The sequence below is a fragment of the Paraburkholderia sabiae genome (assembly GCF_030412785.1).
In the GTDB taxonomy this organism is placed as follows: domain Bacteria; phylum Pseudomonadota; class Gammaproteobacteria; order Burkholderiales; family Burkholderiaceae; genus Paraburkholderia; species Paraburkholderia sabiae.
Window position 1 is genome coordinate 1178126 of sequence record NZ_CP125296.1, and the last position, 19195, is coordinate 1197320.

Consider the following 19195-nt stretch of genomic DNA (forward strand, 5'->3'; position numbering starts at 1 on the left):
CCACGGCATTTACGACCCATTTCAGGTCTTCTGGTCTGAGACCATGATCCGGTGTTCTGCCGGCCGTGTCGGCAACGTGAGCGGTGGACGCCGGGTGCTGAAAGCGGGGCGGCCGTGTTCGCGCGGGAGACATCATCGATGCTGGACTACGAGAACGCCGGTGCTGGCGGGATTCCCGTCTTCACCTGTGACCGGTGCGGGCAGCGCGTTCCCGGTGACGATCCCGGCCATGCGGAGAAGCAGTCGCTGGCGTGGCGCACGGGAGCGCATTCCGTATTCGGCGACAGGAAGAACGTGCGGATCGACCTGTGCCAGCACTGCGTGCGCGATGTGCTGGGGGCATGGCTGAAGATTTCTGATCGGCCGACGGAGGACGATGTGCGCGCGTCCAGATCGGGCTTCAACGCGGACCTGCTTGCGAGGCGCTGGCCTGACAGTACGCGGGTCGCGGCGCGTCTGGGGGTGTCGCCGGAGGAGGCGCCGGCGTATGTGTACCGCCTGCGCGCGGACGGCCTGATCCTGGGCGTGTGGAGTTCGTCGCGCGACCGTTATGTGTATCCCGACTTCCAGTTCGACCGCGCGGGACGTCCGTATCCCGTGGTCGCCCGGCTGCTCGCGATCCTGCCTGACGGCGGGTGGCATAAAGGGGGCTGGGACCGAGCGGGATGGCTTTACTGGCCGCACAGGAAGCTGGGCGGAGAAAAGCCGGCTGAGGTATTTGCCGTCAGTCCGCAGCGGGTGATCGATCTCGCGGTTGAGGAGTTCAGGCAGCCGCGGGATGAGGCATGGTGAGGCGCGCGGAGCATGGTGGTGTGCACATTTCGTTCAGAAGGAAGGTGATGGCGCGCGAGTCAATCCGTGACACCGCGAGCGCCGGGGACGGGGACCGTGCGCGGCCATCCGGTGCACGCGCCGCGCAGGGCCGACGGGAACGGGAGATCGCGGCGCTGGTGCGACTGGTGCGGACGATCGTCGACGAATCGGGGGATCCGGCGATGGCGAAAGCGTTCGACGCTGCGGCGTGGCTGGAAGGGTGGCTGCAACAACCGAATCCCGCGCTCGGGGGAGAATTGCCATCTGCCTGGCTGGGACGCGCCGGCGGCCCCGATGTGCTGCGCGCGCTGATCATGCGGGCGCAGAGCGGCGCGTATGCCTGACTGATATCCGTTTAATTGACATCCTGTACGCAGTCCTGATTAATCACCATTTCGACAACGAGTAGAGATCGTTCACCATGTCTGCCCGCAATCTTTCCGTTTCATCCGTTCAGTCGATGCGCATGCCCCAGGCAGGATCACCACCCGGGCGCTGAGGGCTTTGTTTATCCATAAAAGGGACGCCACGGGGCGTCCCTTTTTGCTTGATGAGGGGAAAACGTCATGACGTATCGTTACATCACGACGCCGATCTACTACGTGAACGACCGGCCGCACCTGGGACACGCGTACGCGAGCATCCACGCCGACATCATGGCGCGCTACCTGCGTGCGGCGGGCCATCAGGTTGTGCTGCTCACAGGTGCCGACGAACACGGCGAGAAGATCGCGAAGGCGGCGATGCAGGCGAACGAGGCGCCGGACGCATTCGCGCAACGCCATGCACGCAGCTTTGAAGACGCATGGCGGCGCCTGGCGGTGGGGTCGGATGTGTTTGTGCGCACGAGTTCCGCGGCGCACTCGCGGGTGGTGTCGGCGTGTCTGACCCGGTTGTACGAGGCGGGCGAGATCTATCTGGCTGACTACGAAGGGCTGTACTCGGTGGGCCAGGAGCGGTTCGTGACAGAGAAGGAACTGGTGAACGGCAAACTGCCCGAGGACCGTGAGCCGCCCGTTGTGCGTCGCGAGTCGAATTACTTTTTCCGGATGGAGGTGCATCGCGAGTGGATGAGGCGGCTCTTGCGGGACACGCCGGACCTTATCCAGCCCGCGCAATACCGTCACGAAATCCTGAGGTTGCTAGAGGAGCCGATCGGTGATCTGAGCATCTCGCGACCGGTAGAGCGACTCGCATGGGGCATCCCGATTCCGTGGGATGCTTCGCACGTGACCTACGTCTGGTTCGATGCGCTGCTCAGCTACGTGTCACCGCTGGGCTACCCGGACGGCGCGGATTTTACGCACTACTGGCCGTCGGCCACGCATGTGATCGGCAAGGACATCCTGCGCACGCACACGCTGTTCTGGCTGGCCATGACGCACGCGCTGGGGATCACGCCGTACCGGCGTCTGCTGGTGTCGGGACACCTGCTCGGCGCGGACGGGCGCAAGATGAGCAAGTCGCTGGGCAACGGCGTCGATCCGCTGGCGGCGGCGCAGACCTTTGGCGTGGACGCGCTGCGCTACGCACTCGTGCGCGAAGTCAGTTTCGGCTTCGACGGCATCATCACCAACGAGGTTATTGAACAGCGCCTGAACCGGGATCTGGCGGACGATCTGGGTAACCTCGTGAGCCGGACGCTCGCGATGGTGCATCGGTATCGCGCCGGAATTGTGCCTGCGCCAGGCGCATACACGGCGGGCGAAGAGGCGATCATGGCCCGCGCGGCGTCGCTGCCTGAGGTCGTGCTGATGCTGGTCGAAGAGATGAAGCTGGGGCGCGCCGTCGAGCAGGTGATGGCGTTTGTGACGGCGCTGAACGGCTATGTCGCGACCAGCGCGCCGTGGACGCTGGCGAAAGATCCAGCGCTCGCGAAGCGGCTGGATACCGTACTGCATACGCTGCTCGAGGGGCTGCACGCGGTGTCCAGCCTGCTGTCGCCGGTGATGCCGGCGAGCATGGGGCAACTGCGTGCGCTGCTGGGCGATGGCGGTGAACCGGGGTGGAACGTACCTTGGGGCGAGGGTGTGACCGCGGGCGCCGGCGTGAGACAGGGGATCCTGTTTCCGAAGCGACGCGAGGCGGGCGTCGCTGGCCCGACGATGTCGCGCTAGTCGTTGCTGCGCGCCTTCAGCGGTCGATACCGCTCACCGTCATAGGCCGTGGTGACGGTGTAGCCATCGCGCTTGCGAATCCTGAGGAAGAACAGCACTGGCGACACACCCGGCTCACCGCCACAGGATGCGGAATGATTCTCGCGCACGCGGACAAGGAAGTAGCGTCCCTTGTCGGCCGTGTCGAACAGCAGACATTCGGTCTTGTCCTTCGACAGACCGTAGTCGCGCGTGATGTCAGCGGCCCGGGTGGCGGCGGCATCGCCCGAATCGATGGCGGTGCCGGCCGCCCAGACGTGCGCGCCTGCCAGCAACGCAAAAAGTGCGGCCGCGCGTGCGGCGTCAAGTGCGCGACGTATCATCGGTCCGCCCGGCGGTTGTCGTACTGATCGAGGTCGTGCGCGCGGATGATGGCGTTAAGTTTGGCACGGTAGGCGGGGTCTGTCGCATAGCCGTTGCGCGCGACGGCCACGGCAAACTGTGAACTGCTGGTGTACAGGAAGCACGTGCGGAAAGCGGGATTGTTGCGGAGCATTTTTGCGTAGTCTTCGGCGGCCTCTTCGAAGCTGCCGTAGGCGCGAAACGCGTCGTTGATCGTGATGGCGCGGCCGTTGACGACCTCGTGCGTCGTGAAGGTTGTGCTCGCGCCGGAAGGCGCCTGGCCTTTTACGCCGAAATACGCGTTGCCCACCACCGAGCGGCCCCAGTTACTTTCGAGCGCTGCCTGCGCGAGCAGGACGCCGGCGGGCACCTGGTACCGGCGCTGGATGGACTGCGCCGCCTCCAGATGCGTGTCGATAAAGGACTGCACGTAGACGGGCGGGTCGCGACGCTGCCGGGGATGGCGGGGCGGATGAGCGCTCGCGTGATGACGGGGTGTTGACGGCGGCGGCATGGCGAGGGCCTACTGACGCTGGAACAGCGTGACGATCGACGCGGCGATGCGCTGCGCGTTCACGAGCGCGAGGATGCCCGCGACGCCCACCAGGACAACGGGCAGGATGCTGTCGCGGGTGGCGGCCCAGGTCAGTCCCAATGCGAGCGCCTTGACGACGAGGTACATGAGCGGCAGGCAGACGAGCGCGGCGAGGAAGCGTTGTTTGGGTGGCAGGGTGGCGAGATGGTTCATGCGTGGCGCATATCGTCAGAAGATAGTCAAGATTGCCACAATCCCAACGCAGCAGGCAAGAGCGAAACTGCCCACGAACGCGGCGCTGGAGCAACTCCATCGGATGCACACAATGCGTCCACAAATGCTAAACGCATTCTGGACGAATGCTGGACAGAGCCACACCGGCACGTGGTCGCGAAGTGTTAAACGGCAGGAGTCCTGCTGAAAACATTTCAATAGAACGGAAAGGCGAGCGGATCGCCCGCCGCTGGCCGGGCGGGGGGCCCGGACAGCGGCCCCACTCCATCATATCTGCACAATAAATCAACACATTCTGGACGGAGTCGCGACAAAGTGCGCGTGGCGCCGCCGGTCGTGACGGTCTGGCGTGCTGGGAAACACGATGCCCGAGCTGAATCGGGGCAAACATGGCAGGAAGCCGTCTGGCCGCTTGTGTGGGAAAAGGGAATGCGTTTTCGGAAACGGAGTGCGGAGGTGGATGCGACCCGGTGGCTCGTGCCCGGCGACCATGCGCTGGTCGAGCGCCGGGACAACCGGTGGGTCATGGCGACGCCTGAGGGGTGGCGCGAGGTGGAACCCGGCGACTGGATTGTCACGGACGTGTCGGGCGTGGCGTGGCCGATGAAGGATCGGGACTTCAGGGACCGTTACGAGCCTGCCGCGGAACAGCCGGAGCAGCCACCGCCGGCGCGGCCGGGCTCGGATTCACCATAGGGTGCGCTGTGTGCGTGGGCATCTTCGCCGACCTCCCGGAGTTGAAATTTTATTTCTGGCGGGCGCGACCTGTTCACTTGACGCGAGGCCGATGGATTACATAGGAATCCAATCTGAATCAACCTGTAAGTCATCTGCCGCGGCAAATGAAAGGATGGTGACCAGCCATGCTGGCGCGGTCCCTCAGGCAGCCCTGTTGCGGACCCGTCTGAGCCTTCCGCGGGTCACACAAACTGTATAGACTTCCACCTTTTCTCAAAACCAGAAGACCGATGTGGCCAGCGGCGATGCGACAACAAGGAGCCCGGAGGCGGCCTGCCAGGCGGCATGGACTCACCACCCGACTGACGACGCGACTGGCCACCCGGCTGCGCTGTGCAACGCAACTCCCCGTATGGTTGCTCCTGACGCTGTGCGCGCATGCGAACGCGAACGGAGCAGCAGCCTGCACGGCGGAGCCCGGTCGTCCGTCGGTCGGTCTGGTTCTCTCCGGCGGCGGCGCGCGCGGTTACGCGCATCTTGGCGTGCTCAAGGTGCTGGAGGAAAACCGCATTCCCGTCGATTGCATCGCGGCCACGAGCATGGGCTCGGTGGTGGGCGGGCTGTACGCCAGCGGGATGACGGCGACGGACATCGAACATCATCTCGCAGGGATCAATCTCGCGGATATCGCGTTTGACGTCACCGAGCGCGCGGACCTGTCGCAAAAGCAGCGCGAGGACGAACGCCTCTACGTGAACAGCCTGACGCTCGGCTTCGGCAGCAATGGTCTGCGGCTGCCGGCCGGTCTCGTGCAGGGCAACCGTCTGCAGTCGCTGCTGCAGGACTGGACGTCGGATGTGCCGGGCGATCTGTCCTTCGACAGATTGCCGATTCCCTATCGTGCGATCGCCACCGATCTGCAGACCGGACAGAAGGTCGTGCTCGATCGCGGCTCGCTGTCGCAGGCCATTCGCGCCAGCATCGCGCTGCCCGGACTCTTTGCGCCGACAGAGGTCGATGGCCGCACGCTCATCGATGGCGGCATCGTGAGCAACCTGCCCGTCGAAACGGCGCGCGGCATGGGCGCAAAAACGATCATTGCCGTGGACATCGGCTCGCCGCTGCGGCCCCTCGATGCGATGGCCTCGCCTGCGGACGTGATGCAGCAGATGATCGGCATCCTGATTCACCAGAACGTCGCACGCCAGCGCAAGGAACTCACGCGAGGCGACGTGCTGATCGAACCGGCGCTCGGCACGCTGACGTTTACCGATTTCGCGCACGCAAACCAGGCCATTGCAGCGGGCGAGGCCGCGGCGCGCGCGGCGCTGCCCAGGCTTCAGCGCCTGGCATTGCAGCCTGCGCAATACGCCGCATGGCGCGCGGCGCATGGCTCGCCTGGCAGCCGCCAGATCCACATCACGCGTATCGAGATTCGCGGCCACGGCGCCGTGCCGAAACAGCGCATTCTCGACGCGTTGCCGGTTCGTGCGGGCGACGTGTACGATTCGACCGCGCTCAACCGGGATCTGCTCGCGCTCACGACGTCGGGGGACTTCGACACCGTGACACAGAAGCTCGTCAGCGACGGCGCGGACAACACACTGGTGATCGACGCGCGCGAGAAATCATGGGGGCCGAATTTCCTGCTGTTCGGACTCGGCCTGTCGACGGGCTCGACGGATGACGGCAGCTTCCGGCTGCATCTCGGCTATCGCCGCCCGTGGCTCACCGCGTCGGGTCTCGAGGGGCGCATCGACACCACGCTCGGCAGCGACCGGCTCAGCCTGCACGCAGAACTGCGGCAACCGTTGTCAGGGGCGTTTGGCTACTACGTTGCGCCCTACGTGGAGTTCGAGCGCCGCTACGTCAACATCTACCAGGACGATCCGTGGGTCAAGCTGACCCAGTACCGGCAGCAGACCGAGCGCGCGGGGCTCGATTTCGGATTGCCGCTGTCGAACCTGGGTGACTTCCGCATCGGGCTGGCCTACGCGCACGGTTATTCCTCTCCGCAGTACAACACGCTGCAGGAGAACGACGACGGGACGACCTCGCTGCTGTTTCCGGATATCTATGGCCGCCAGCTGACGGCGCGGGCGAGACTCGTGATCGACCAGCTCGACGATTCGCTCTTTCCGCGCAGGGGCTATTTTGCGGAACTGCGGGTGGAGCGCTCACTCTTCACGCAGACCAACAGCTTTACGGAGGCGTATGGTAAAGGCCTTGTTGCCGCGAGCTACGGGCGTCATAGCATCACAGCGGGCATCGAGGCGGGGAACGACTTTGGCAGCGTGAATCCCATCAATCCGTTCGGCTTCACCCTCGGTGGGTTCCAGCACCTGTCGGCGTATGCGACCGATCAGCTCGCGGGTAATTCGATGCTATACGGACAGGTCACCTACATGAACCGGCTGGCCGTCTTCGACGCCTCGCCGATCCGCGGCCTGTTTGCGGGGATGAGCCTCGAGGCGGGCAATGTCTGGCAAGGCAACATCCAGAATGGCGGCGGCCCGCTCAAGCGCAGCATCACCTTTTTTATGAGCGCGACGACCTCGTTTGGACCCGTCTACGTGGGGGCGGCGTTTGCACCGGGCGGGCGCAACAATTTCTATATCCAGCTGGGGCACACGTACTGACGCGTGGACTGGCGCGCGAATCGTGGCGCGAACGGGATCAATGGCAGCGCGCGACGTGTCACCGGGTCTCGGATCGGCGCAGGCTGGCCGGCAACGTTCCGGCAAAGAGCGCCTCGCAGTCGCCGGCAGTCTTCGCGAGGGGATGTGGCTGGAACTGTCGACTGAGGGTACGCCGGCGATGTTCGGGGTAGCCGCGCATCGATGGCGACCCGCATGTCAGTTTTTTTTCCGCAACAGCCTGAATTTTTTCTCCCGCATGCCGATGTCATGGCTTCAGGGAGCGGGGCCGCGGCGAGTCCGCTGCACGATACCCGGGACGAAAGAATCCGGGCAAAGCCAGCGCCGGCACCTGTCTGTCCCGGGGCATCAAGCCGGTTGCAGATCCGGGCATCCCCGTTCCGCAGAAAAAATCCCCGTTGCGCAGGAAAAGACCTTGAAGATACGGAATGTGACGCGCCTTGCATCTGTCGTTGGCGCCCTCGCCAGCCTTGCCAGCCTCGCTGGATGCGCCATCGTCCCCTCGGACCCAGCCGTGCTGTCGCAGATGAGTGGCAGCTACAGCGTGGTGGACCAGTTTTCCTACCCGAACACACACTCGACGCGCATCGACATCCGGTTCCTGCCTGTCGACGAACACGGCAAGACCTCCGCACGGGTCAGGATGTACGACGGGGACAACGTGCGGTTCTATCAACTCGATGACTGCGGATACCCGGGTGATAACGTCGCGCGTCGCCTGTCGAACAGCGACAACCTGCACGCGTCAGAAGTCGTGCTTTGCCGGAACCCCCGTTACCTGCAGGACCGTAGCCTGCCGCAGGTGATTCTCATCCACAGCCTCGACGGTCATCCACTGGTGTTCCATCCTGACGGTGGGCTGGTTTCGGCCATCGTCAGCAAGAATCTGGTCTCGAACGAACAGTGGGAGGCGATCGTCCACTGGGCGCCCGTGTGGTCCTCGGGATTCATGCTGAGAAAACTGGATCAGTAATCCCGTCGTGCTGCGATACGGGCGACACGGCAGCGGCCCCGCGCGCCTTGACATCGGAGCCTGACAGCGTGCAGGGGATTGCCTGAGCGTGCATCACGTGGGCGATGAATCCGTGACGGGAGACGATGAATGTCCGGTCCGTGTTTCATATCCCTGTCTTCACATCGCGATCTTCACATCGTGATCATCGCCCGCGCTCCACGACGCCCTTTGCGGGCCAGCTCAGTTCGAACCGTGCGCCGCCCAGGATCTGGGGTTCCGTTGCCTCGATGCGCCCCTTGTGGGCGCGCAACACCTGTTGCGTGATCGCGAGGCCCAGGCCATATCCGCCCGTGTTCCGGTCGAGCCGCACGAATGCGTCGAAGATCCGCAGGCGCTCACTTTCCGGCACGCCATCGCCGTCGTCCTCGACAAAGATGTGGACGTTGCCGTGTCGTACCGACAGTCCCACCACGATGCGCGCGCGGGCGTACCGGCTTGCGTTGCGCAGCAGGTTGCGCATCGCGTAGGACATGAGCCGCCGGTCCATGATCACGCGCAGGGAGGGATCGATGTTCACCTGCCGGACAATCTCCCTGTCATCGTAGAGGAGCGTCGCGTCGCGAACCTGCGAGTCGAACCAGGTGGCCACCGTGGTTGGTTCGAGATTCGATTGCAGCGAACTGTATTCAAGCCGCGCATAGGTCAGGCTCATGTCGATCAGTTCGTCGAGCTCCGTCACATCGGCACCGATACTCTCGAGCGCGCTGGCGTGCTCTTGCGCGGATGACGGTTCGCGCAGACTTTCCAGTGCAAAGCGGATGCGCGCGAGCGGCGTGCGCAGCTCATGTGAAATGCCGTTGGTGAGATCGCGCTGTGCTGCGATCAGTCGTTCCATGCGCTGGGCGAGGGCGTTCAGCGTCCGTGCGAGCGGACCGATGATGACGCTGTGCGATTCGCGTGCGCGCGTGTTAAAGCGCCCGCCCGTGAAATCGATCGCGCGCTCGCGCACCATGACGAGATCCAGCCAGACAGGCCGCATCCACCCCCAGGCGGCCAGTGCCGGCGCGCCCAGAAGCACGCCCAGGACGCCGAGCACCGGCGCGACGTGAACGGCCGGGCTCAACGCATGCAGGACGACCGCGAACGATAGCGCCCAGCACAGCGCAAGCAGCGGGACGGCGGCCGTCAGCAGCACCAGGAACAGCAGGCGCAGGTAGACGCGCAGATAGAGCCGGGACCAGCTGGGCACGCGGTCGGCGCGCGTGTCGGTCCATGAACGGCGAAAGCGCAGAAAGCGCCATCTGCAGTAGCGAAATACAGTCAGTCTTTGCGCGGTGGTGGTCATGTCGGTGTGTCGCCACAGAGGCGCGGCGTCCGCCCTCGGGCCGACGCGTTCAGGATGGACGCCATCGGAAGGGACGCGTTCATTCCCAGGCCAGCTTGCTGAAGAGGTAGCCCTTGCCGCGTATTGTCTTGATGTGCTGCGGGCCACCGCAATCGTCGCGCAGTTTTCTGCGCAGCTTCGAGATGCCGCCGTCGATCGCGCGATCCATTCCGTCGAATTCGATCCCGCGCAACCGGCGCATCAGCTCGTCGCGGCTGACGACTTCGCCCGCGCAACTCGCCAGCGCCCACAGCAGATCGAATTCGGCGGAGGTCAGTTCGGGCTGGCTTGCGTCCGGCAGCGTGACGGTGCGCGTGACGCGATTGATCTCGAAGCCGCCGAACCTGTAGCGCTCCTGCCCGTCGGGCGCGTCGGCGTTGCGGGCCGCCGCACGGCGCAACTGGGCCTTGATCCGTGCGAGCAGCACCCGGGGTTCGACGGGTTTGTGAACGTAGTCGTCGGCGCCGAATTCAAGACCCAGCACCTCGTCGAACTGCTCGTCGCGGGCGGTGACCATGATGATCACGCCGCTGTATCGTTCACGCGCCTCGCGGCAGATCTGGAAGCCATCCTTGCCTGGCAGGTTGACGTCGAGAATCACGAGGTCCGGTCGCCCCTTCAGGATTGCCGGCACCGCCTCATTGCCGTGCAGGACGGTGTCGACCTCATAGTCGTGTTTGCGCAGGTAGCCGGCGACGAGCGCGGAGAGGCGGATATCGTCTTCGACGAGGAGGATCCGGAAAGTCATGGTGAATCGCCCTGGGCGGGGCACGTTGAGTTCTGTACGTTGAGTTCTGTACGTTGAGTTCTGTACGTTGAATTCTGTACGGTGACTTCTGTATGGTGACTTCTGTATGGTGACTTCTGTATGGTGACTTCTGTATGGGATCGCCGTCCCGCGGCCGGTCCGGATATACGCCGGCCACATCGGCCGTGCAGGGACCGTTTAGCGATCGGTCAGGAATCCTGTGGCGATGATACAGCCCGTGTCGCGCGCGTGGAGCGCGTGCGCGCGCGTGAGGCGATCCCCCGGCGATCCGCCAGCGAAGACGGATTGTGCGGCACGCCGCCCGATGCAGCGCGCCGGGTCGCAAGCATAGCCGATCCGTGGCGCGTTCTCCACACGGCGCGACAAAACTCGACAATTCAGGGCCTTGACAGTTCAGCGCGATCCAGCCACCTGACACTGCGCCGGGACCGGACGGAGCTGACCGGGGCACGGGACGGGCGAAGACTTCGGGCTGCTGATCGTGACGGATGACATCACGGATGTCGGCACCGAGGACGTCGCTGAAGGCGGCACGGAGGACGTCGCTGCAGGCGACGTGCGCCGATGGCACTGTCCGTGCATGAAGGAGAGCGCAAAAAATGCGAGCAACGCGCTGATCACTGACACCAGGCACATCGACAGCGCAAGGCGTCGGCCCAGTCCGGCCTGCGTGAGCAGCGGAACGGCGCCGCATGGTGGAAGAAGGGATCCATCATCGCCATGACCAGCACCATCGCCATCACCGGCACGATTGCCACCGTTACGGCCTTCGGGTTGTCTCGCCTCGCGTGAGCGGGTTTCGTGGTCGATGTTCATGAACCACGGCGGAAAGGCCCGGGTCATGTCGATTCGTTGTGCGGTCACGTGGAGCTCCGACAGGCATGGCGACAGACAATGCTAGCCGCGCGCTACGTCGTGTGGGGTAGAGATATTTCGAGAATTGTCGTGTTTTGTCGTCGGCGTATGCGCGCCCGCTAAACATATCAAGGCCCGATCAACACGGCAGGGGTGCGTCATGTGACTCGATCGTGTCTGCACAGTCCGTCCACGGGATCTGGATGTTTTCGCGCCAGAGTGAACGCCGTGCCGCTTCCCGCGACAGGCAGCAGGCGCGGGCAGCAACAACGGGCCGCAACGACAGGCAGGTGTACCAGGGAGATGACAGCAATGTCCGCGATGACCGCATCCGTGAGGTCGCGCGGCAAACAGCATCGGGACGCGGCCCGTCCGCGGGAAAGGCGCGTGTGTTTTCTGAAGCAGGATCGAGAGGTCGATCAGCCTTGGTGGTTGAAGCCGGGAGACCAGCCGCTGGCGGGATGCCAGCGGCAACACGTGGGCCGTTGCGACGCCTGAGGACCGAAGGGACGTGATGGACCAGACCATCACGCACGCCCTGGGCGTTTCCTGGATGAGAAACGACCAGGTCGTCAGGCGCCAGCGGATAACCCGTCCAGGCGACGGTCCGAAGTAGGGACCGGTGTGTGCGCCGTGAACCTGGGGGCTTCAGCGGCGCGCGATAACGGACTGTAGCCTGTTTGCCGACCCTCTCTCAGGGGTCGGTTTTTTATTTGCTGCCCGTGCGTCGTAGATCAGGGCGGTACATCTGCGCCGTACATCTGCGCCCTGCGTTTGCGTCATGCACCCGCGCCACGTACCTTCCATGCCCCCTTCATGCCCCTCGTCACGCTGTGGCCGCTCGCCATCGGCGCGATGCTTTCAGTATCTGCACGCGATCTCAATAATTTCTGTAAGGCATGCGAAAAGACGCTCCATCCAATCGCGACATGTTCTGGATATTCACTGGATTGCCAACGACGAAGATGGCGACGCTGGCCGGGCTGACCCGTCGTATCCGCGACAAACCCGTTGCCGGCGGTGGTGACCGACAACAGACAAAGCGACATGAAAATCGACGGAAAGATGACAGGACTGGCTGCGGCGATGGTGCTGGCGCTCGCGGCCTGCAAGGGAAAGGCTGGAAGCAGTGAAGCGAATGTAGCGCCCGGCGTGCCCGTGAGCGTCGTCACGCTGCAGGCCCGGCCCGTGCCGGTGTCGACGGTGTTGCCCGGACGGGTGGTGGCTTCGCTTGAGGCCGAAGTGCGGCCGCAGGTTGCAGGCCTCATCCAGAAGCGGCTTTTTGAGGAGGGCAGTGAGGTCAGGGCGGGGCAGCCGCTCTACCGGATCGATCCCGCCACCTATGAGGCCGCGTACGAGAGCGCACAGGCGAATCTGGTGAAGGCGCTTGCCGCCGTGCCGGGCGCCGAATCGAAGGTCTCGCGTTATGGGGATCTCGTCACGCACAACGCCGTGAGCCGGCAGGACTTTGAAGACGCAAAGGATACGCTGGCGCAGGCGCGGGCTAACGTCGCCGTCGCGAAAGCGGCTGTCGAGACCGCGCGGATCAATCTCGAATTCACCACCGTGCGCGCGCCCATTTCCGGGCGCATCGGACGCTCATCGCTCACGCCCGGCGCGCTCGTGACCGCGAGCCAGACGACGGCGCTCGCCACCATCCAGCAGATCGACACCGTGTATGTGGATCTGACGCAATCGAGCGCGAGCCTGATCAGCCTGCGTCAGGCCATCGAGGCCGGCCGGCTGCGTACGGCGGGCGGGACCGTCAGCGTGAAGCTCAAACTCGAGAACGGAACCGAGTATCCGCTCGCGGGGAGCCTCGCGTTCTCCGAGTCCACCGTGAATGCGGTGACGGGCACCTACACCCTGCGCGCCGTGCTGCGTAACCCGGCGCGGCTGCTGTTGCCTGGCATGTACGTGCGCGCGCGCATCGAGGAGGGCATCGTGCCGCACGGGTTTCTGGTTCCGCAAAGGGCCGTGAGCCGCAATGCGCAGGGAGAAGCCACCGCGCTGCTGGTGGGCAACGGCAAGGTGGTGGAGCGTGTGCTGCCGGACGCCCGGCCGGTAGGCAATGACTGGCTGGTCCAGACGGGGCTGACAGACGGCGACCAGATCATTGTGGAAGGCGCGCAGCAGGTGCGCCAGGGCGATGCCGTCACCCCCGTCAGGGTCGCGGTGGATAGCGAGACGGGCAGCGTACGGGCGCTGCCGGCAGCCCAGCCAACGCCGGCTGCCCAAGCCACGCCAGCCACGCCAGCGCTCCCGGCGACCCCGGGCGCGAGGCCGCCCGTACAGAAGTCGTCGTCGGCGCCCGTTGATCACCAGAAGCACGGGAGCTGAGCGCCGCGATGTCCGAATTCTTTATCAGACGGCCCGTCTTCGCCTGGGTGATCGCGATCGTCGTCATGCTCGGGGGGCTGCTCGCGCTGCGTACGCTTTCCGTTGCCCAGTATCCGGAGATCGCACCGACCGCGATTTCGGTGATGGCCACCTATCCGGGGGCGGACGCCCAGACCGTTGAGAATTCCGTCACCCGCATCATCGAGCAGGGCATGACGGGACTCGACAATCTCCAGTACATGAGCGCGAGCTCCAGTTCCACGGGCGAGGTGCAGATTGCGCTGACTTTCACCAATGCGGCCAACGCGGACGTCGCCCAGATGCAGGTGCAGAACAAGCTGCAACTGGTGACGTCGCAACTGCCGACGATTGTGCAGAGCACGGGCCTGACCGTGACGAAGTCCTCGTCGAGCTTCCTGATGGTGATCGGCATTGCGTCGACGGATGGCAAGCTCACGCCGACCGATCTCGATGACTACGTCAACAGCACGCTCAACGACACGATCAAGCGAACGCCGGGCGTGGGCAACACGCAGCTGTTCGGCGCCGGCTACGCGATGCGGATCTGGCTGGATCCCGAGCGGCTTGCCCAGTATTCGCTGATGCCGGGCGACGTGCAGTCCGCCCTGAAAGCGCAGAACGTGCAGATCGCGGCCGGGCAACTGGGCGCGCAACCGGCGGCGGGTGGCCAGCAGATGAACGCCACCGTCATCGCGCAGGGCCGTCTGCAGACGACCGCGCAGTTTGGCGAGGTGATCGTCAAGAGCTCGACCGACGGCGCCGTCGTGCGCCTGAAGGATGTGGCGCGCATCGAGCTGGGCGCGGAGAACTACACTTTCGTGTCGCGCTACAACGGCATGCCGGCCTCGGGTCTGGGCGTCAATCTCGCGACGGGCGCCAATGCGATCGCGACGGCCACCGCCGTCAGGCAGGCCATCGACAGGCTCTCGGGAACGCTGCCCCCGGGCGTGAAGGTCTTCTACCCGTACGACACGACGCCCTTCGTGACGCTCTCGATCCATGAGGTGGTCAAGACGCTGATCGAGGCGATCGTGCTGGTGTTCGTCGTGATGCTGGTGTTCCTGCAGAACGTGCGCGCGACGCTGGTTCCGGCGCTGGCGATTCCCGTCGTGCTGCTCGGCACGCTGGGCGTGCTGGCGGCGTTCGGCTATTCGATCAATACGCTCACGATGTTCGCGATGGTGCTGGCCATCGGCCTGCTGGTGGATGACGCCATTGTGGTGGTGGAGAACGTTGAGCGCGTGATGGCCGAAGAGAACCTGTCGCCACGCGAGGCCACGCGCAAATCGATGCGCGAGATCACGGGTGCGCTGATCGGGATTGCGACCGTGCTGTCGGCCGTGTTCGTGCCGATGGCGTTCTTCTCCGGTGCGACGGGCGTTATCTACCGGCAGTTCTCGGTCACGATCGTCACAGCGATGCTGCTGTCCGTGATGGTCGCGCTCATCCTGACGCCCGCCCTGTGCGCAACCATCCTGAAGCGCCCGGACCATCACGCGCGCGGCCACGGCAGCACGCACGGTTTTTCGGGCTGGTTCAATCGCACGTTCAACCGTTACTCGGCGCGCTATCGCACGGGTGTCGGTACGCTCATTGCGCGCAGCCGCCGCTTCCTGATGCTCTTTGCCGTGCTGGTCGCGGCCACCGTGTGGATGTTCGCGCGTCTGCCCGGATCGTTCCTGCCCACCGAGGATCAGGGCATCCTGGTCACCGTGGTGCAGTTGCCACCGGGCGCCATGCATGAGCGCACCGAGCGCGTTCTTGAGCAGGTCACCCGTTACTACCTCGATCAGGAGAAGGAGGCCGTCGAGGGTGTCATGACGGTGTCGGGCTTCGGCTTCGGTGGCTCCGGGCAGAACGTCGGCATGGCCTTCATCCGCCTGAAGGATTTCGGATCGCGTCGCGCCTCGCGCCTGTCGGCGGGGGCCGTGGCGCAACGCGCGTCGGCGGCGTTCGCCGGCATCCGGGACGCACAGGTTTTCGCGCTGCTGCCGCCCGCCATCGAAGGGATGGGCACCTCCAGCGGCTTTGACTTCTTTCTGGAAGATGCGACGGGGCTGGGGCGCGCAAAACTGATGGCGGCGCGCGATGCACTGCTGCGTGCCGCCTCGGGCGACGGGCGCCTGGCCAACACACGGCCCAATGGCCAGGAATACACGCCGCAGTTCGCAATCGACATCGATCAGGGCAGAGCCAGCGCGCTCGGGCTGAACCTCTCCGACGTGAACACGACCCTGTCGGTCGCATGGGGCAGTGACTATGTCAACGACTTCATCGACCGCGGCCGCGTCAAGAAAGTCTACGTGCAGTCGGATGCGCGCTTCCGGATGCAGCCGCAGGATCTTGACGGGTGGTACGTGCGCAATGCGACGGGCACGATGGTCCCGTTCTCGTCGTTCGCGAGCGGCAGGTGGACGTACGGCCCGGCGCGCCTCGAACGCTACAACGGCATGGCGGCCGTCCAGATCCAGGGCGAGAGCGCGCCTGGCACCAGTTCGGGCGCGGCGATGGACGGCATCGACGAGCTCGTCTCGAAGCTGCCGGTGGGTTTCAGTCATGAATGGACGGGTCTCTCTTTCCAGGAGCGGCTCTCGGGCAACCAGGCCGCGGCGCTGTACGCGATCTCGGTGCTTGTCGTCTTCCTGTGCCTCGCGGCGCTCTACGAGAGCTGGTCCATTCCGCTCGCCGTGATGCTGTCGGTGCCCGTGGGCATCGCGGGCGCGCTGCTCGCGGCGCTGCTCTTCGGGCAGGCCAACGACGTCTATTTCAAGGTGGGTCTGCTGACCACCATCGGGCTTGCGGCCAAGAACGCGATCCTGATCGTCGAGTTCGCGCTCGAGCGCATCGCGCACGGCGCGGGCCTGCTTGACGCGACGCTCGACGCGGCGCGACAGCGGCTGCGCCCGATCCTGATGACGTCGTTCGCGTTCATCCTCGGCGTCGCGCCGCTGGCGATGGCCACGGGGCCGGGCTCCGGTGCGCAGAACGCGATCGGCATCGGGGTGATGGGCGGGATGATCGCCGCCACGCTGCTGGGAGTGTTTTTCGTGCCCCTGCTGTTTGTCGCCGTGCGCCGCCTCTTTCCGGGGAAGTCGCCCGACCGTGATGAGACGGAATCCGGAGCAGGCCCTTTCAATGGCGACGTCGCGCGAACGCGGCCGGATGGCGCAGACGGCCGGTCATGAACTCAGGTATGCAAAGCATCGTGAAACGCGCGGGGGCGAAGCCGGAAACGCGCGACAAACAGAACGGACATCTCATGGTGAATCGGGTGAAGTCGATAAAGCGAATAAAGCAGATCAAGCGGATAGAACGGGTCAAGGTCGTGGTCGCGACAGTCGGTGCGGCCATCGGTGTGATGGTGCTGGGCGGCTGTGCGGTGGGTCCGGATTTTGTGAAGCCGGCGGCGCACGTGCCCGGGAACTGGACCGCGGCGGACAACGTGCAACGTACGGCCCGTCCGGAGCTGACCCGGTGGTGGGAGCGGCTGAACGACCCGGTGCTCAACGCGCTCGTGAACGAGGCGGTCAGCGGCAATCTCGACGTCGCGACCGCCAGGGCAAAAGTGCGCGAGGCGCGCGCCTCCTACCAGCAGGCGGGCGGTTCGCTCTACCCGGTGCTGCGGGCCACGGGCAGCGCCTTGCGCTCGGGCAGCGGCTCGAACGCGCTTTCGAGCGGCGCCAGTGGCTCCAGCAGCTCCAGCAGCGCGGGCGGAACGACGTCGTCGCGGACCCTGTCGACGCAGAGTCCCGCCAACATCTTCCAGGCCGGGCTGGATGCGAGCTGGGAGCTCGATCTGTTCGGCGCGAACCGCCGCGCGCTCGAGTCGGCCGGCTATGGACTGGATGCGGCGCAATGGAGTCTGCGCGCAACGCTGCTGACGCTGGTCGGCGATGTGACGTCCTACTATGTCCAGGCGCGCGGCTATCAGGCGCGCATTGCGCTCGCACGCGGCACGGCCGCCTCCCAGGAGCAGACCGCGAAGATCACGCGCATGAAATACGAAGCGGGCGTGTCCTCGGCGCTGGATCCCGCCAACGCCGAGGGCCAGGCGCAGACTACGCTCGCCACCATACCCGCGCTCGAAACCTCGTACCTGCAGGCGGTGCACAGCCTGTCCGTGCTGACGGGGCGCACACCTGAAGCGCTGCTCGAACAGATGAGCAGGGTGGAACAGATTCCCACGCCCGCGCTGCCGATTCCCGTCGGCGTGCCGGCCGATGTGCTGCTGGCGCGCCCGGACGTGCGACTCGCCGAGCGCCAGTACGCGCAGTACACCGCGAAGGTGGGACAGGCGGAGGCGGCCCGCTACCCGAGCGTGAGCCTCACGGGCACGGTGACGACCTCGGGCACGCAGTTCGGCGATCTGGCAAGACGTTCGTCGATCGGCTGGTCGTTCGGCCCGTCCGTCACCATCCCGCTTTTCAACGGCGGCAGGCTCAAGGCCGCGGTCGAGGTCGCGCAGGCCGTGCGCGACCAGTATTTCATCGCGTACCAGTCCGCCGTGCTGACGGCGCTGAAGGACGTCGAGAATGCGACGGTCGCGCTGTCCCGGGAGACGGACAGGGGGCAGGCGCTGCAGGCGTCGGTCGATGCGTACCGGCAGGCGCTGACCATCGCCCGCGCCCTGTATGGCGCGGGCTCGACGGGCTTTCTTGAGGTGCTCACGGCGGAGCGCTCGCTGTACTCGGCGGAAGACGCGATGGTGATGAGCCGGGTCGCGGTGACGACGGACTACATCGCGCTGAACAAGGCGCTGGGCGGCGGCTGGGATGGACAGATCGATACCGTCACGCCCGAAGTCATCGACTCGCATACCGGGCCCCACGTGCACAGGACTGCAGAATGATGATGGTGGAAGATACGGCCTCACGATACCCCGTTGGCTGAGTCCCGCCTGCCGGACGCCAACACCTAACCCGATCAGTTATCCCCATCAGACGGACGGCGCGTGACCGTACGACTGATGGGATCGCCGGTCTGAACTCACCTCGGGAACGCCGACGTCACCCTCGATCAGGAGCCTCAAACGGCTGGCATGGATCGTACGCGAATCCGTCTGGGATCGCATGTTCTCCTTCAACCGTTCTCTACCAGCCCTGCGCCCTCGCGAACGCGTCCAGCCACGCACGCATCGTCCCGACAGGGCCGACGGGCTTCGTGCCGCATGCAGGGCGCGACGGCCCGACCGGCTTCATCATTCGCCCGAGAAATCTCCAGTAATCCTCCAATCCCCCCCACTATCGTAGCGCCTGGCGTCTGGCCACACGCCCTGCCGCCGCCTTCTTTCATGGCGGAGTACTGATCAGTTTCTGCCCGGTCCACTGACCGGGACTACGGGCGAGCTGCCCGGCGACGTCGGGGAGTGCGGCGTGCGCCTGCCGACCAGGCTTTCCCTGCCGTCGCACTGCGTCCGGACGCAATTCAACGCCACTCAGCCGTGGCCAGCAAACTTG

15 protein-coding genes are annotated in these 19195 nt (G+C 65.1%); 9 read left to right on the forward strand and 6 right to left on the reverse strand.

Annotated features, from left to right (window positions below; translation table 11 throughout):
* Positions 1-138: 138 nt before the first annotated feature.
* The 3 genes from QEN71_RS34960 (at position 139) to QEN71_RS34970 (ending at position 2930) form a co-directional block, all read left to right on the forward strand.
* Positions 139-792, forward strand: a complete 654-nt coding sequence (locus tag QEN71_RS34960) for a hypothetical protein (protein WP_233471923.1) — start codon at positions 139-141, stop codon at positions 790-792.
* 20 nt (positions 793-812) lie between these two features.
* Positions 813-1157: an antitoxin Xre/MbcA/ParS toxin-binding domain-containing protein gene (locus QEN71_RS34965; protein ID WP_201652004.1), complete on the forward strand. Its 345-nt coding sequence runs from the start codon at positions 813-815 to the stop codon at positions 1155-1157.
* Between the two features lie 222 nt (positions 1158-1379).
* The gene (locus QEN71_RS34970) at positions 1380-2930 is read left to right on the forward strand and encodes a class I tRNA ligase family protein (RefSeq protein WP_201652002.1); all 1551 of its coding nucleotides are present in this window, start codon (positions 1380-1382) and stop codon (positions 2928-2930) included.
* Here the strand turns inward: QEN71_RS34970 and QEN71_RS34975 are convergent.
* From QEN71_RS34975 to QEN71_RS34985, 3 genes are read right to left on the reverse strand one after another with little or no spacing between them, the layout of a single operon-like run.
* The gene (locus QEN71_RS34975) at positions 2927-3292 is read right to left on the reverse strand and encodes a hypothetical protein (RefSeq protein WP_201652000.1); all 366 of its coding nucleotides are present in this window, start codon (positions 3290-3292) and stop codon (positions 2927-2929) included. The genes QEN71_RS34970 and QEN71_RS34975 overlap by 4 nt on opposite strands.
* Entirely contained in the window at positions 3289-3825 is a 537-nt protein-coding gene (locus tag QEN71_RS34980; RefSeq protein WP_201651998.1) for a glycoside hydrolase family 73 protein, read from the reverse strand. The genes QEN71_RS34975 and QEN71_RS34980 overlap by 4 nt, the downstream gene beginning before the upstream one ends.
* A gap of 9 nt (positions 3826-3834) precedes the next feature.
* Positions 3835-4059, reverse strand: coding sequence for a hypothetical protein (locus tag QEN71_RS34985; protein WP_201651996.1), 225 nt, complete (start codon positions 4057-4059; stop codon positions 3835-3837).
* Positions 4060-4536: 477 nt separating this feature from the next.
* Between QEN71_RS34985 and QEN71_RS34990 the strand changes: the two genes are divergently transcribed.
* The 3 genes from QEN71_RS34990 (at position 4537) to QEN71_RS35000 (ending at position 8388) form a co-directional block, all read left to right on the forward strand.
* Entirely contained in the window at positions 4537-4776 is a 240-nt protein-coding gene (locus QEN71_RS34990) for a hypothetical protein (protein WP_233471922.1), read from the forward strand.
* 287 nt (positions 4777-5063) lie between these two features.
* Complete coding sequence (locus tag QEN71_RS34995; protein ID WP_201651992.1) at positions 5064-7397, forward strand: patatin-like phospholipase family protein; 2334 nt, start codon at positions 5064-5066, stop codon at positions 7395-7397.
* Between the two features lie 40 nt (positions 7398-7437).
* Positions 7438-8388 carry a hypothetical protein gene (locus QEN71_RS35000; protein ID WP_201651990.1) on the forward strand — a complete coding sequence of 317 codons (951 nt, stop codon included), beginning with the start codon at positions 7438-7440 and terminating at the stop codon, positions 8386-8388.
* 184 nt (positions 8389-8572) lie between these two features.
* Here QEN71_RS35000 and QEN71_RS35005 read toward each other — a convergent pair whose 3' ends face one another.
* The 3 genes from QEN71_RS35005 to QEN71_RS35015 form a co-directional block, all read right to left on the reverse strand.
* On the reverse strand, positions 8573-9715 hold the full coding sequence (locus QEN71_RS35005; RefSeq protein ID WP_201651988.1) for an ATP-binding protein: 1143 nt from the start codon (positions 9713-9715) through the stop codon (positions 8573-8575).
* A gap of 79 nt (positions 9716-9794) precedes the next feature.
* Complete coding sequence (locus tag QEN71_RS35010) at positions 9795-10502, reverse strand: response regulator (protein WP_201651986.1); 708 nt, start codon at positions 10500-10502, stop codon at positions 9795-9797.
* A 414-nt stretch (positions 10503-10916) separates the two neighbouring features.
* Positions 10917-11387, reverse strand: coding sequence for a hypothetical protein (locus tag QEN71_RS35015; protein ID WP_201651984.1), 471 nt, complete (start codon positions 11385-11387; stop codon positions 10917-10919).
* Positions 11388-12425: 1038 nt separating this feature from the next.
* Between QEN71_RS35015 and QEN71_RS35020 the strand changes: the two genes are divergently transcribed.
* From QEN71_RS35020 to QEN71_RS35030, 3 genes are read left to right on the forward strand one after another with little or no spacing between them, the layout of a single operon-like run.
* On the forward strand, positions 12426-13718 hold the full coding sequence (locus tag QEN71_RS35020; protein WP_201651982.1) for an efflux RND transporter periplasmic adaptor subunit: 1293 nt from the start codon (positions 12426-12428) through the stop codon (positions 13716-13718).
* 8 nt (positions 13719-13726) lie between these two features.
* On the forward strand, positions 13727-16924 hold the full coding sequence (locus QEN71_RS35025) for an efflux RND transporter permease subunit (RefSeq protein ID WP_201651980.1): 3198 nt from the start codon (positions 13727-13729) through the stop codon (positions 16922-16924).
* A gap of 8 nt (positions 16925-16932) precedes the next feature.
* Positions 16933-18588 carry an efflux transporter outer membrane subunit gene (locus tag QEN71_RS35030; protein WP_233471920.1) on the forward strand — a complete coding sequence of 552 codons (1656 nt, stop codon included), beginning with the start codon at positions 16933-16935 and terminating at the stop codon, positions 18586-18588.
* The last annotated feature ends 607 nt before the right edge of the window (positions 18589-19195 follow it).